Origin of the sequence: Maribacter aestuarii, assembly GCF_027474845.2 — a bacterium.
GTDB lineage: Bacteria > Bacteroidota > Bacteroidia > Flavobacteriales > Flavobacteriaceae > Maribacter > Maribacter aestuarii.
Genome location: NZ_CP107031.2, coordinates 3139322 through 3155397 on the forward strand (window position 1 = coordinate 3139322; position 16076 = coordinate 3155397).

The following is a 16076-nucleotide window of genomic DNA, read 5'->3' on the forward strand; positions in this document are numbered from 1 at the left end:
CTTACTTTTTTGAAGCTGATTTTTCCAAGATAAAAATAAGGGAAAAACCTACGAGCGCTGCTATAATGGCATACAATATTTGAGGATCACCTTCATAATTGAACGGTGAGGTGTTGGTATCGATGATGATTATTTTCTCACCAAAAACCTTAGTTTCCAAGACCCTTTTCCAAGGCCAGATTTTATTTAAAGATCCGACGATGAAACCGGTTAGTAGTGCCAATGTCAAATTCTTGTAATTGCTGAACATCCATTTTAAAAGTCGGGCAAAACTTAAAAGACCAAAAATAGCCCCAAAGGCAACTGTGACGATTACTTTAAAATCCTTTTCATGAACAGCATCCAGGATGGTTTTATAAGAGCCTAACAGCACCAAAATAAAAGCACCTGATATTCCGGGTAAAATCATGGCGCAAACAGCCAACGCGCCAGATAGGAACATAAAGGGAAGACTATCAATATTCCGGTTAGGAGGTAAGGTGGTAATATAAAAAGCTATAAGCACACCAAGGATAACGGCAATTATAGCGCTTAGGTTCCATTTGGTAATTTCTTTACCAACAAAGAAAACACTGGCCGTTACCAGTCCAAAAAAGAAGGACCATAAAAGAATAGGTTCATTTTCCAATAACCAACTCACCAGAGTAGCCAATGAGAAAAGACTTATGAAAATGCCTATAAACAAAGCCAATAGAAAATTACCGTTGGCCACTTTCCAAAATCCGCTAAAACCATCGGTTTTTAATGATTTAAAAAGGCCTAGGTTTATATTGTTTATTGATGTAATCAATTCTTCATAGATACCTGAGATAAACGCAATGGTCCCTCCGGACACACCAGGAACAACATCCGCGGCACCCATAGCAACACCTTTTAGTGTTATAAAAACATAATCCTTAATTTTTCTGGTATTCATAAAATCCGAAAAGTATCAAGAAGCTTTTTTGTAGTCGGCTAATATAGCTTTTATCCATTCGGAATCACGGTATTCTGGAAATTGACTGTTGAAGAAAGATAAGTGTTTGTGTTTTTTGTCCAATCTAAGCGCATCTAATAAAGCAATACGTGCGTTGATGTCATCATTTAAATGCATATGATAACCTACAGTTTTGTAGGCTATTTTATGGTTTTTCGGATAGAACTCTCGGCCTTGGGCAAGTATCTGAAGGGCTCCCACGGTATCACCATTTATATGCACCGCATCCGCCCATTGTAACCAAGTATCCAATTCATAGTTGCCTAGTTCCACGACCTGCTTGAACGAAAAATCTGCCTGGTCATAGTTATTCAAGGCCATATGGATATTGGCACATTTTTTCCAATAAAGCGGATTCTCTCCATCTATATTCAATGCCTTGTTGATATAATGTAATGCCTTATCAAAATTCTTTTTGCCAAAGTGGAGATTTGTGATGGCAAGCCAGCCTTTGTCCAATAATGGGTCTTCGTGAACAGTTTGGTAAAAGTAATACCGCGCCATTTCACTGTTCTTTAGTTTTTCATAACACTTTCCAATCCTTAAAAAGGCATGGGAAGTAGGATCCTCAATGCTAATGGTAGTCTCGTAGTTTTCAATGGCCTCCTCATACTTTCCAAGTTTCTCCAAGACCTTACCTTTTTCAAAATACGCACCTATAAAAGAATCGTCGGAGATAATGGCGAAATCAAATGCAGCCAAAGCTTCAACATACATTTCTTTAAGATAATATTGTTTCCCCAATTGGTGCCACGCCACTTCACAATAGGGGTTACGTTCCAAGTATTCATTAAGGTATAAAATAGCACCGTCATAATCTTCCAAGAATTCGAAACAGTAAACTACATTGTAAAGCGATGAGTAATCCTGGTCATCAAAATCGACACAGCGCATAAAACTTTCCTTGGCTAGTTTAAAATCGTCCATAAAAAGATATTCCATACCTAAGAGGGAATAAATATCAAAACTGTTAGTGGAAAGGTTAAGTGCTTTTTGAAGCAGTTCTATGGCCCCTTCATGATTATCCTTTTTTGAATAGATATTGGCTCTTTGAATATAGATTTCTTCGTTATGGGCGTCTAGAAGTTGTAGCTCGTTCAAAAGAAGCTCGGCGCCGGAAAGGTCATTTTCAAAAACCATCACCTCCACCTTTAATAGCCTTAATTCTATAGAACCAGGATGTTGCTGTAACCCTATTTTAATACCTTTCTTGGCTAAAGAGACTTTACCGTTATTTAGATAATGATGGATGATGTCCTCAAAGTCCTCGGCATCAAAGAAGTAGACATCATCGGTCTTTAACATTGATTCGAACTTGGTAATGGGCTGGTCTGGTCTTTCGTTAGATTCTAACGCCATAGAAACATTTTAGTTACACTACGGATTTAAAAGTAAGCCTTTGACGGTATTTTTATTGGTCAACAGTGGCTATATTATTAACAAATTAGTTAACAAGTTATTGTAACGGGCCATTTAAAATATCCAGAATTATGGCACAACCTTGTTCAATTTCCTGGTTGGAGATGGTTAGGGGAGGGGAGATTCTTACGGCCTTGGGTTCAAATAATAACCAAAAAAGTATCAGGTTTTTTTCCTTGGCCTGCATGACCAAATGATTGACTTCCACGTCATTTTCGAGAATAAGGGCAAGCATTAAACCTTTGCCCCTTATTTCCTTAATTTTTGGATGCACCAATAAATTACGAAAAAGCTCTTCTTTTGCTAAGGTGGCCGGTATTAAATCGGAGTTAAGTAGTTCCTTCATCGTAGCGAGACAGGCAGCTGCGATAACCGGATTCCCACCGAAAGTAGTAATATGTCCTAATTTGGGTTTGTCTTGAAGAGCGCCCATAATTTTGGAGCTTGATGTAAATGCACCTACAGGTAGGCCTGAAGCCATACCCTTACCCATCACTAAAATATCTGGAATACAATCATAATGTCTAAAAGCGAACAAGGTGCCCGTACGGCCGAATCCTGGTTGTATTTCATCCAAAATCAGTAAAGCTCCTACATTGTTGCAACGCTCCCTTACTTTTTTCAAGTATCCGTTTTTGGGTAATATAAATCCTGCTCCTCCTTGTATCGTTTCTAATACGACGCATGCCGTTTTCTCCGTAATTCGTTGCAATTCTTGTTCTATATTGAAATGAATAAAGGCAACATCGGGCAGTAAAGGCCTAAAAACACTTTTTCGGTCTTCAAAACCCATGAGGCTAAGGCTTCCCATAGTATTTCCATGATAGGCGTTATGCGCAGCAATGATTTCAGTCCTACCGGTATAACGCCGCGCAAGTTTTAGGGCTCCTTCTATGGCCTCAGTTCCAGAATTGACCAAATATGTCGTTTTCAAGGGACGTGGTAATTGTTCCGCCAATAGTTTGGTATAAGCAACGGCTGGGGATTGTACATACTCGCCATAGACCATAACGTGCATATATTTCTGAACTTGTTCCGATATCGCCTCTACCACCTTCGGATGGCAATGTCCAAGGCTACAAGCGGAAACTCCGGCCACGAAATCAAGATGTGCATTACCGCTGGTGTCATAGATATAACTCCCTTTTGCATGGGAAATTTGCATACCCAAAGGGTGGGGGGTAGTCTGAGCCTGATATTTCAGAAAGTCTTTATTCATGCTGAAACCTTACTTAGCTTTCTTGGTTTTCACTTTCTTTTTAGGGTCGGTAGCCTTTTGATTAGGAATTGTATTGATGGGGTCCGATGCGTTCTTGCTACGCTCTTCTTCCTCTGCATCAATATCAATGGGATTATCGATTCCCCTAATGACCACCAGCTCAATATTGTTATCGTCTTCGTCAAATATATCTTCCTTGGTCATAATCCGTTCATCGCCCCTCCAGACAAATCCTTTCAGAATTCTACTGTTTTCAGGTAAGTCTTTTTCTGGAAAAATATCACCGTCCGGATTAGTGAAAAACGTCAGGTCCTCAACATCATTATTTTCCATGGTAATCCTGATGGCACTGCAGATAGTTTTGTCGATACCAATGAGTTCGTCATCATCATTGTACATGTAATAAATGACTTCTGTGTTTTTGACCAGGTCAATGATTTTCAATTCATTTTCTATGAATTGTCCGAACAAATCCTTCCCCTTTGCCTGGTTGTAACCTGTCATACTGATACTGTCCAAGGATATGATAAAGGCATTTTCCAACACTTTAAGGGAATCTAGTTTTTCCGTTTTAACGTTTGAAATAAGATGGATACTGTCACCTGTCATTTGATTGTCCCCGTTCCATAGCACCGGGTTTTTAATCAGCTGGGTAATACCCGTTCTTTCCTCGGAATGGATGGAATCGCATTTTCCGCTTAAATCGGTCTTAAAGAACTTTGCATTTCTAAAAGCACGGGTGATGCGGGCCTCTGGTTTACCGGTTATCATGAGGGTATCTCCATGTACATACAGAGAGTCCAATTCTTTTTCCTGAACAAGAATCGAAACGGCCCGTTTTGTAGCAAAGACCGAATCTTTGGCCTTATGGACTTCGGCGTAATGCGCCCTAATGATACCCTTGTTGATGGTATCGGTCACGGTGATATTATTGGTTGCCGAGGCAAATTCCCGAGCCTTGTTAAAGTAAACGCTATCTCCCTCAACAACCCTATTGTTATAGTCTATCCTGGTATTCTTGATACCATAACCGCTCTCTACTTTGGTGTCATAAAATCCTCTTTCGCAATAAATTTTATAAGTATCTCCCACAATAGTGGATGGCCCATACATGTAGGCATTCTTGGAGGTGGTGTAATAATCCAATTGCTCGGAATCTAAAATATACTCCGGATTGTCAATATGGACGCTATCCAAAAATTGATATTTTTTAAGCTCCATGAAATACCGACCAATTTTACTGGTGAGGGTGTTGGCGGAGTCTATTACAGTTCCATTATCTTGGTAATACGCTTGCTGTCTTTCCCTGTCAAAACGCAACGTATCCGTTTTAAGGGTCATGTCGGAATTTTCGAGAACAACGTTGCCCCAAGCTTTGGCCAGCTTTACATCACCCAAATAGTTGATTTTTTCGCTGGTCATTTGAACGGAATCCCCTTGTTTAAGGATAACATTTCCTATTGCCTCCAAACGGTTCTCTTTTTGAAAATAGATTGCGATATCACACCATAAATCTGCACCTTGGTGTTCAAACTGGACTTGCCTTTCGTCTTTGCTGAAAATTGAGGCACCCGGGTACTCCTTTTCGTTCTTGGTGAAGTTCGCCCCGTAAACAATATTTATCTGTTTAGGTTCTTCTGGTTTCGTTTGACCAAGAATGGATAAAGAAAATAAGAATAGAACAAGATTAAGGACTGTGGCGCGCAAGATATTTTTTTTCAAAAATAGGATTTTTTGAAGCAGTGGTATCTTATTTGGGATACTTTTAATAGGTGCTAATCTATAGGTCGGGGTTTCATATTGGGCTTGTAACGCTTTCCAAAACCCGAGTTGTTCGGCTCATATACATCGTCCAATTTCACATTTACACCATCTTGTGGTATATCCTCCTCTTTACCCAAGGCCCAATAGATGCCATTAAGGGCAACCTTACGGACAACGGGCAATTTAAAATCATAGGGATGGCCTAATGTGGTGAAAAATACCCTAGCTTTTTTCCCCGATTCCCCGGTATAGCTTTTGGTCCAAGCTACAGGATTGTCCAACGGATACTTATCCAAATTTCCATCTATTTTATGTTGTGATTTTGTGGAATGCCCAATCAATATGGGCCTGCTATCTCCCTGTAACTTCCAATCCCCACCATCTACATGGTAAAGCCATGAATAGGCCTCAAAAGGTTCAAAACCCCTTAAAATTGGGTCGGTATTTTGTGTAGGTACCGCCGTGATTTCTGTTACGGGAAACTTACCATCATCAAAATGACCGTGGTGCGTTATCCACTGTTGCCCAAATACTTTTGCCGGCCACTCATCGTTCCAATACGTTAAACTAGAATCATTTTCGTATTTAAAAGCATGCGTAGCGGTTCTGAAACCGACTATTGGTTTGCCAGATTCTACGTAGTTCAAAATATAATCCCGCTCGATTTTAGGTAATGTTCGGAACCTTGTGAATATTACCATTAAATCTGCCGTTTCCAGGGCTTCCAATCCCGAAATGTGGTCCGTGTTATTCGGGTCGATTATTCCTGCTGAATCCAAAGCATAGCAGACGGTCACTTTTGCATTCAGTTCCCTTTTTACAAGTTTAGCCAACATAGGCATGGACTCTTCCGAGCGATATTCCTCATCTCCCGTAACGAAAACAACATGAAGCGGACTTTTCTTTTCAATACCTTCATTTTTTTCTTTGGTCTTTTTATCCGCGCAACCCAGGGCAAAAAAGGACATTATAAAATAGAGAAAAAAGCTTTTTACATTTTTCATAGGCTTTTGTTATTCAAGTGGGTGTTGCTGTAATAATTCGTCCGGCGTGTAAAAACCCTTCTTATCCTTTGTTGCCTCACGTACTTCATTCACTTTCTTCGGAGTAATTACCGAAGCTTTATTTCCAAAGGCGTTTCTTACATAGGTTAGTACAGCCGCAATTTCCTCATCATTCAATAAATCCTTAAAAGGCATCATCGGCACCTGACCGTCATATTGATTTCCCATGACGCTCATAGGACCATATAACCCGTTCAGGGCAAGTTTTATCAATCTGTCCTCACTTCCAGTCACCCATTCCTGATCTACCAGCGTAGGATATCCTGCGGCTTGTAGGCCCGATCCACTTTCTTGGTGACAGGTTATGCAATAACCTTCGGTTTCATAAATCTTTTTACCTTTTGAAAACACTTCTAAATCTTCACCTTTTAAGTGAGAAGCTATCAATTGATTTTCATTTTCCTCCAAAAAGTTACCTGTTAATCTCGTTTCTGCAAAATTATAAGACGCTTCCATCCATCGATCCAAGGGATGGTTGCCCGCTACTGCCAAAACCTGCATGCCTTTGTCCTTTTCCATCCAAGATGCTGCGGTAATAGCTTCCAGTCTTACCCGCCCATGAGGATCTGACGCCGCCGTTTTTAATAGCTCCAGACTATTCTCTAATTGGTGTCCCATGTACCTTAAGACCCTAACTGCCGCAGCCCTTGCTCTAAAGTCTTCGGATTGAAGGACTTCTTTAAGTAGTTTTTGATCCACCTTGTTCAATCCCCAACTGACCCATAAGGCTTCCAAACGATGATGTTCATAATCCTCATCGTTAACATCTAAATTTTTAACCCATTCGCTCAATTTCGGTAGGACTTCGTCTGAATTTCTACCTCTGAGTTCTCTACTTGTTCTATAGCGTGTTCGGTATTCCGGTAATTTCAGGTTGTCCAAAAGTACATCTATAGTTGCACCATCAATCTTAGCGGGCTCCACTAAAGGTCTTGAAGGGTAAGTGATTCTATAAATCCTACCATGAACATGATCTCTCAATGGGTCTCGGGCATTATGCTGCATATGGCCTATAAGAACATTGTACCAGTCTACAACATATAAAGACCCGTCGGGGGCAAATTCCATATCCACTGGACGGAAATTTTTATCGCTACCAATAATCAAATCTTGCCGGTGTTTTGTTTTAAAACCCGTGCCATCATCCATTACCTGATGTTGTTTCATGCCTAAAAAACCTATGGAGTTGGCCAAAATCATGTCCCCTTGAACTTCATCCGGGAAATGGCGGCTAGACACGAACTCCAAACCGGAAGTGGGTCTGACCCTGTGGGCTTCTTCTATTAAATCCTCCGTTAGGGGAGATGCAATACCATAAATTGATTTTAATGTACTCGGCATCATCCAATTCGTTGTGGGTCCAGAGGTGTGTAGAAAAAAGTCCTGTCCCCATTCATCAAAAGCAATACCCCAAGGATTCGGTATACTCACCTGAACGGTTCTCTCCAATTTTTTTCGTTGTGGGCTATACCTGTAAAAACCTCCATTGGTGGCCCTAACCGGTCCATAAGGTGTCTCCACGTTCGTATGCAGGAAAACCCCTTCTGCCATATAAAACGCCCCGGATGGGTCGGCACAAAATGCCGAAATTGCATGATGCGTATCATGATCGTCGAAGCCACTAAGAATGATTTCTACAGTATCCGCTTTATCGTCTCCATCGGTGTCCGAGTATAGCTTTAGATTGGTACCCTGGCTAACATAAACTCCTTCAGGAGCAAATTCAAAACCTATGGGTAAATGTAAATTGTCGGCAAACACAGTCTGCTTATCTGCCTTACCGTCGTTATCTGTATCCTCTAGAATCAATAGTTTATCATTGGGACGTGCATCGCCAGGCTTATAATGCGGATAGGAGGGAAGTGTTGCCACCCATAAGCGACCTTTATTATCGAAAGATAATTGTGCCGGGTTAGCTAAATCGGGAAATTCACTTTCAGACGCAAAAAGCTCAACTTTATATCCTTTAGGTACTTTTAATGTATTTAACGCTTCTTCGCCATATAGATATCCTGCTGGGTCATCGTTATCGCCCATATTGTAATTCGTTTCAACGGGAGGTAACTTAATTGTGTTTTTATCTGCAGCCACAACATCATATGTTGCACCCTGAACAGAGGACCAAATAGCCGTGTCCCGAATGGCCGTCATTTCCCTAATTTTTTGAATTTCAAAAGGATAGTTGTCCGGCCCAAAAGGTGCATGTCTACGACCATAAACATGAACACCGTTAGGAATTTTATAATCGTTGTGCCAAAAGAAATTTTTCTCGTTCACCGCATCGTTCACCGCGGTCCATTTATCGTTCATCACATCCGCCGAATTACCGGTCAATTCCGTAGCGAGATAAGAAGCGAATTTTTTGTAACCTTCTTGGCTTAACTGTGAACCATCAATCGTAAGGTTGCCGGATTCTTTAAACCATTCAGATGATATCTGGAACATGTCTATAAAGGGAACTTGATGGTCCGCACATACACTTTGCATGGCCGAGGTATACAGGTCAAGGTTTTTGTTTTCTTTTTTCCCGTCTGGAAGGTCCATGTCTTGAGAGCGGTCCTCAAAGGCAATTGGCGATACGATTACTAATTGTGGAGCTGAAATACCATTGTACTTTTGATTTTTGGTATGTAGAATAAAAGCTTCCAATTCTTCCTTAAAATTGTCCAAACCTTCTTCTCCGTTAAAGGATTCATTGTAACCAAAAAAAGCGATTATGATATCGGAATTTAAACTGGATAACCACTCATCAGGGGAGGGAAAAACGCCCTCGCTTCCCGAATTTTTCGCAAGTTCCTTTTGAAATTTTTCAGCTCCGGGAAAGGCCCAGGGTAAGTTTCTTGCAGAATGCGGTCTAAAGCCTGGAGTGTTACCGCCATCGCACATATTCCGAATTTTCAAGGAATCTTGGGGGTGGAGTAAGTGCATTTTAGTCTCAAAGTAGCCGTAGTTTAACATTCTGGAACCAAGATTGTTACCTATTAACGTAATACTACTGTGCGGTGCTATCTGAACAAGAGGCTTCTGTTTTTCACCACATGAAAGCGAAAAAATCATCACACAGCTCAAATAGATAAATTTGGTATATGACTTCTTTAAAAAGTTGTGCATAATGTAATAAGATGTTTGTATAATAGACGTAATAATTATGAATTAAATATAACCATAAAAAAGCCACCTATGGGTGGCTTGCAATTATTGGGTAATACTTTATCTAAATAACCTGTAGGATGATAATAGATTTAGAAATTACGGTAGTCCCCCTCAAGATAAGCATTTGCAGCCTCCTCTGAAAACTTTGCTCCTTCACTGTCCCAATGTAAAGTTTGCCCCGGAAACCTAGCTGCAATTACTCCCAAGAGGATGGTTTCGGTTAATCTTGATGCATAGGAAAAAGGAGCGGTACATTCATCGGTTCCCAAACACGCATCTACAAATTGATGGTAATGTTTTGGTCCTTCGGAAGCATAATTACGTATAGGTTTCCCCATATTATTTGCTTTTTCGACTGCAGTAATCTCTTCCGTAATATCTACGTACTCTCCATTGAAGATTTTCTTTGGAAGTTCCATAAAGTGAGGCAGTAACAACCTGCCTTTTTCACCTATGAACATGGCGCCCTGTTCTGGTAATTTACCATCTTCGGCTGTCCTTGTTTCTAAGGACATTTTATCCTCCAAGCTGGCATCCTCATCAGTTGCTGACGCTGTAGTACCGGACATGGCCTTATTGGCACCAGGTAAAATTAAATCCTCATGCATTTCTGGTGCGCCAGGGCCATCGTACCAAACCCATTTTAATTTTTCTCCAGTATATTCAGTTCTTGGAAATTCATAGGTAACTATGTTGTTCTCAGGGTAGGAAAACCCATTTGGCTCTCTGCACTCATTTTTCACGGTCATGGGAACATCCAAGGCCAATGCGTTATAGGGTGTGTCAAAAATGTGCACCCCCATATCTCCCAAGGTTCCACACCCATAATCCACTAATTTTCTCCAATTACCAGGATGATAAACCCCTTCCTTATAATCCCTCTTTGCAGAGGTGCCAAGCCATAGGTTCCAGTCCAATGTTTCTGGAATTTGGTCCTGACCCTGTGGTAATGGTCCGTCATAACCCCAGTTTTTTGGAGACCAAGCCCTTACGGTATGCACCTTGCCGATTATGCCGGATTGGATAAGTAAGGTGGCCAATTTATAATCGTAAAAAGAATGTACTTGAATACCCATTTGGGTAATCAAATTATTTTTTTCCGCCAGCCTCTTCATGTTTCTGGCTTCGGAAACGTAATGCGTTAAAGGTTTTTGACAATAAACGGACTTGTTCATCTCCATTGCCATCATAGAAGCTGGGGCATGTGTGTGATCCGGTGTTGAAACGATTACGGCATCAATTTCATCACCAATTTCGTTTAGCATTATCCTGTAATCGGTGTATGTTTTGGCATTGGGATGCAGCTTTTTGGCAGCCGCAAGGTTAATGGCATCTACATCACAAAGTGCTGTTACGTCAACTTTTGTATGAGAAGAAATATCCCTAAGGTCTTCTGCGCCCATACCACCCACCCCAATATGCGCGGTACGCAATCTAGTTAATGGGGTTTTCTTAGCCATTTTTTCTTGTTCCTTGCAGGCCATTAAAAAAGAGGGCATAAGTGCAGTGGTTGAGGCTAGAATAGCTGATTTTTTTAAAAATTCCCTTTTCTTCATACGATGCGAATTAAAGTTTTTTAATTTTTATGTTGCGAAACCAAATGGGGCTGGAGTGGTCTTGAAATCCGATATAGCCACTCTTATATTTCCCGTAATCCGGACTGTTTTTCCACTTATCGGAGTTCTTTTTTTCATACCATTCGTCCGTCCACGGGACAAAAGATACCACCATTTTTCCATTTAGCCAATGTTCCACCTTTTCAGGAGTGAATATGATTTTTGTCGAATTCCATTCTCCTGTGGGATAAAGAATTTTATTTATGGTATCAGCGGGATGCATGGCATAATCGGAGGCGGTTCTTTGTAGCGGCTTTAATTCTTCCGGTTTCTCCGTATAACCCAAGCTTAAATTGTATGCGGTTAAATCATGGATTTTTGCATAGTTTTCGTCATCTATAATCTGATATTCTGGGGAAACTTCTGGTGGGCTGTCATACCCCTCTTTTAAATGATAGAAGATTCCACTATTGCCACCCTCTGGAATTTTCCACTCTACATGAAGTTCGAAATTATCAAACTCTTGTGCGCCGTAGATGATGTCCTTTCCACCTTTATAGTCCTGCTCTAGACCAAGTTCCGTATCAAAAGTAAGTTCTCCATTTTTGGCAACCCATCCAGGCGGAAGAGTCTCTCCGTTGTAGGCGCGCCAACCGTCGGTACTTTCACCGTCAAAAAGCACAATCCATTCGTCAATATTTTCTGAGATTGCCGATGTTTTGGATTGCTCTAGTTTTTTATCTTCCTTACATGCGGAAAATAAGACCAGTAAGCTCAAGATAATTTTGAAGTGTTTCATTTTCAAAAGATTAATGAAACTAACTTAGGTAAAAAAATAATGGTGTTAAACTTTTTTTCGCTTAACACCATCTTCCATTAGACCGATGAGATCTTATTATCTATATATTGTCTGAGTCCTATCCGGTCCCACGGAGACTATTTTGATGGGTACTTCCAGTTCTTTTTCAAGAAAATCAATATAGTTCATCAAAGTTTCTGGAAGTTGCTCTTTTTTGGTCATTTTGGTCAAATCGGCCTCCCAACCCTTCATTTCGGTATAAATTGGAGTCACATTTTCTGCTTCTATATTATAGGGTAAATGGGTAATATTCTCCCCTTTATAATTGTAAGCGGTACAGACCTTTAATTTTTTAAATCCGCTGAGCACATCGCCTTTCATCATCATTAGTTCCGTTACACCGTTTATACGTACGGCATATTTTAAGGCTACCAGGTCTAACCATCCACATCTTCTTGGTCGTCCTGTAGTTGCACCAAATTCATTACCTACCCGACCCATGGTTTTACCATCGTTGTCAAAAAGCTCTGTTGGAAAGGGACCGCTGCCTACGCGGGTGGTATAGGCCTTGAAAATACCTTTTACATCACCAATCTGATTAGGCGCTACGCCAAGACCTGTACATGCCCCCGCTGCCGTGGTATTAGAAGAAGTTACATAGGGATACGTTCCAAAATCGATATCCAATAAAGACCCTTGTGCTCCTTCCGCCAATATTTTTTTTCCTTGCTTTTGGGCTTGGTATAAGTACTCCTCACTATCGATAAACGTGAGCTCTTTTAATTCTTCTATGGATTTGAAGAAATCCGATTCCAGTTCGGCTAGATTGTATTGGATATCTACATTATAGAACCCGATCATGGCCTCATGTTTATTGGCTAGGTTTCTATACTTCTCTTTCCAATCGCTTAGCTCTAAATCCCCAATACGCATACCGTTCCTCCCTGTCTTATCCATATAGGTTGGACCAATTCCCTTAAGTGTAGAACCTATTTTTGCCTTGCCTTTGGAAGCTTCGGACGCCGCATCCAGCAAACGATGTGTAGGTAAGATCAGATGTGCTTTTCGAGATATGAGTAATTTGGATTTGATGTCAAGATTGAACTTTTTCAGGGCATCCAATTCCTTTTTGAAAATCACTGGATCTATAACCACTCCATTTCCAACGACATTGACAGCATTTTTGTGAAATATTCCCGAGGGAATGGTGTGCAGTACATGTTTTATTCCATCAAACTCCAACGTATGCCCGGCATTTGGGCCGCCTTGAAAACGGGCGATGATATCATAGTTTTCGGTTAATACATCAACAATTTTTCCTTTTCCTTCGTCACCCCATTGTAGGCCCAACAATAAATCTACTGCCATCTAAATATACTTGGTTAGTTATCTGTGTTTTCTTCTTTGCCTTCCTTGTCGGCAGGCGCGTTTTTTGTTCCGTAAAAATAAAGGGAATGGGTATTGATCTTAATATCGAATACTTCCTCTATGGTTTTTTTTATGGATTGGATCCGAGGGTCGCAGAATTCCATAACCTCACCGGTATCTGTAAGAATGACATGGTCGTGTTGCCTGTCAAAATATGATTTTTCGTACTGTGCCTGATTTTTTCCAAATTGATGCTTACGAACCAACTTGCAATCCAATAAAAGCTCAATGGTATTGTATAGTGTAGCCCTACTGACCCGATAGTTTTTATTTTTCATATTGATATAGAGCGATTCTATATCAAAATGCTCCTCACTATCGTAAATTTCCTGAAGTATGGCGTAACGTTCTGGAGTTTTTCTATGTCCGTTCTCCTCGAGAAAGGTGGTGAAAACGTTCTTTACAATTTCTTGGTTTTTATTCGGCGCCATAGTACTCATCAATATACAAATGTACAGCTAAATTTTAATTCGTTTTCTATAGCCTTGTTACTTTGTCTATGCCGCTGATGTGCTTTAAATTTTCTATCAACTTGCCCAAAATAGCATTATTTTTAACTACTACGGTTATCCGTCCGGTAAAGGTTCCACCGTCCGTACTAAAATTCAAATTCCGCATGTTCACGTGCATGTTGTCCGAAATTACCTCCGTTATTTCACTCACAAGTCCTAAGTTATCTATACCGGTCAATTGTATATCTACCCTAAATTCTTCCTGTGAGGAGTCCACCCATTTTGCGGTAATAATTCTGTATGCATAATTGGACTGCAACGAAATCGCGTTGGGGCAATTCTTCTTATGAACTTTTATTCCTTCCGATACGCTTACGAACCCGAACACGGAATCCCCTGGAATGGGATTACAGCATTGTGAAAGTTTGTAATCCAGTTTTTCTTCTTCCGTGCCAAAGACGAGCATATCGTATTTGGAGGTTATCTCATCTCTGCTTACATCCTCCGGAGCAGGAGTTCTTCGCATTCTATTTTTAAAGAAGCTAATGAACGCATTGTTATAAGATGAGGCAAAATCCTTGAGCATTTGGTTATCTATGGATCCCATCCCCACCCGATAAAATAGGTCCAAACTGGTCTTTAATTTAAAATAGGTGACCATTTTGTTAATGGAATCCTCGTTAAGCGTAACTTTTTGGGATTTTAATTTCCTTCTTAAAATTTCTTTGCCCTCTTCCGCAATTGATTTTTTCTCTTCCCTTAGAACAGATTTTATCTTGGCCCTAGCTCTGGCCGTGGTAGCGTAGTCCAACCAGTTCTGATTGGGTTTGGCCTGGTTGGAAGTAATTATTTCTACCTGGTCCCCACTATGTAAAGTGGTATTTAGCGGGACAAGTTTACCATTTACTTTGGCTCCACGCGTGCGCATACCTACCTCTGTATGGATGTTAAAAGCAAAATCCAATGGGGTTGCGCCCTTTGGTAGGGATTTTAGTTCCCCCTTGGGCGTAAAAACGAATATCTCTTTGGAATAGAGGTTTAATTTGAATTCCTCTACAAAATCTACCGCATTGGTATTCGCATTTTCCAAGGCTTCTTGAAGTTTGTTCAACCATACTTCAATCCCTTGTTCTTTCTGGTTACCGTGCTTATACTTAAAATGGGCAGCGTAGCCCTTCTCCGCAATTTCGTGCATCCGTTCGCTGCGTATCTGTACTTCGACCCACTTACCTTTTGGTCCCATAACCGTAATATGCAAGGCTTCATAACCGGTTGATTTGGGCGAAGATATCCAATCGCGCAATCGAACAGGGTTGGGTGTAAAATGGTCGGTAACGATGGAATATATTTTCCACGCCAGAAACTTTTCGTTCTGCGCATCCGATTTATATATGATACGGATGGCAAATTTGTCGTAAATCTCATCGAAAGCAACGTTTTGCGCTTTCATTTTTCTCCTCATTGAGAAGATGGATTTCATACGTCCTTTAATGACATAATTCAGCCCTTCTTTTTTAAGGGAGTTGTCTATGACCTCTGCGAAAGAATCAATGTAGGCCTGTTGCTCTTCCTTGCTATCTTCGATTTTGTTTTTAATGTCGTAGTAGACGTCAGGCTCCGTATATTTTAAACTTAGGTCTTCTAATTCCGTTTTAATATTGTAAAGTCCTATTCTATGGGCAAGTGGGGCATAAATATATAGTGTTTCCGAAGATATTTTAACCTGTTTATGCTCTGGCATGGAGTCCATGGTGAGCATATTGTGGTAACGATCGGCAATTTTAATAATGATAACTCGGACATCATCGTTCAATGTGAGCAACATTTTCCTGAAGTTCTCCGCCTGCTGGGAGATGTTCATATCCTTTTTAAGGTGGGATATTTTGGTTAACCCGTCCACAATACGGGCAACGGTCTCCCCGAACATTCGGTCAATGTCATCAAGGGTATATTCCGTATCCTCAACAACATCATGAAGTAGTGCCGAGGCAATTGAAACCGCATCCAGGCCAATCTCGGATGCCACTATTTTTGCTACGGCAATTGGATGAAATACATAAGCTTCCCCAGATTTCCTTCTTTGGTTCTTATGTGCGTCCACGGCAACCTCAAACGCACTTCGAATCAGCATCTTATCATCATCCGATAATGTTTGATAGCTAATGCGAAGCAGTTCCTTATATTGCTTGGCAATAAGTTTATTTTCTTTTTCTAAAGCAGCCTGTGTCATAACTATATTAAAATTA

Annotated in this window: 11 protein-coding genes; all 11 read right to left on the reverse strand. The window is 40.6% G+C overall.

The window, feature by feature from the left end; all coding sequences use genetic code 11:
- Window position 1: 1 nt before the first annotated feature.
- Window positions 2-916 (reverse strand): polyprenyl-phosphate transporter, encoded by a 915-nt coding sequence (locus N8A89_RS14400; RefSeq protein WP_281542854.1) that lies wholly within the window; start codon window positions 914-916, stop codon window positions 2-4.
- Between the two features lie 15 nt (window positions 917-931).
- Entirely contained in the window at window positions 932-2335 is a 1404-nt protein-coding gene (locus N8A89_RS14405) for a tetratricopeptide repeat protein (protein ID WP_281542855.1), read from the reverse strand.
- A 97-nt stretch (window positions 2336-2432) separates the two neighbouring features.
- On the reverse strand, window positions 2433-3614 hold the full coding sequence (locus N8A89_RS14410) for an aspartate aminotransferase family protein (RefSeq protein WP_289644500.1): 1182 nt from the start codon (window positions 3612-3614) through the stop codon (window positions 2433-2435).
- Window positions 3615-3623: 9 nt separating this feature from the next.
- Window positions 3624-5336: an OstA-like protein gene (locus N8A89_RS14415; RefSeq protein WP_430682013.1), complete on the reverse strand. Its 1713-nt coding sequence runs from the start codon at window positions 5334-5336 to the stop codon at window positions 3624-3626.
- Window positions 5337-5389: 53 nt separating this feature from the next.
- Window positions 5390-6382 (reverse strand): ThuA domain-containing protein, encoded by a 993-nt coding sequence (locus N8A89_RS14420; protein ID WP_289644501.1) that lies wholly within the window; start codon window positions 6380-6382, stop codon window positions 5390-5392.
- 9 nt (window positions 6383-6391) lie between these two features.
- Entirely contained in the window at window positions 6392-9553 is a 3162-nt protein-coding gene (locus N8A89_RS14425; protein ID WP_289644502.1) for a PVC-type heme-binding CxxCH protein, read from the reverse strand.
- 131 nt (window positions 9554-9684) lie between these two features.
- The gene (locus N8A89_RS14430) at window positions 9685-11151 is read right to left on the reverse strand and encodes a Gfo/Idh/MocA family protein (RefSeq protein ID WP_281542862.1); all 1467 of its coding nucleotides are present in this window, start codon (window positions 11149-11151) and stop codon (window positions 9685-9687) included.
- Between the two features lie 10 nt (window positions 11152-11161).
- On the reverse strand, window positions 11162-11950 hold the full coding sequence (locus N8A89_RS14435; RefSeq protein WP_281542863.1) for a 3-keto-disaccharide hydrolase: 789 nt from the start codon (window positions 11948-11950) through the stop codon (window positions 11162-11164).
- A gap of 96 nt (window positions 11951-12046) precedes the next feature.
- Window positions 12047-13318: an adenylosuccinate synthase gene (locus tag N8A89_RS14440; RefSeq protein ID WP_289644503.1), complete on the reverse strand. Its 1272-nt coding sequence runs from the start codon at window positions 13316-13318 to the stop codon at window positions 12047-12049.
- Window positions 13319-13332: 14 nt separating this feature from the next.
- The gene (locus N8A89_RS14445; protein WP_281543291.1) at window positions 13333-13809 is read right to left on the reverse strand and encodes a Fur family transcriptional regulator; all 477 of its coding nucleotides are present in this window, start codon (window positions 13807-13809) and stop codon (window positions 13333-13335) included.
- Between the two features lie 46 nt (window positions 13810-13855).
- Window positions 13856-16060: a RelA/SpoT family protein gene (locus tag N8A89_RS14450; protein ID WP_281542864.1), complete on the reverse strand. Its 2205-nt coding sequence runs from the start codon at window positions 16058-16060 to the stop codon at window positions 13856-13858.
- Window positions 16061-16076 lie beyond the last annotated feature (16 nt).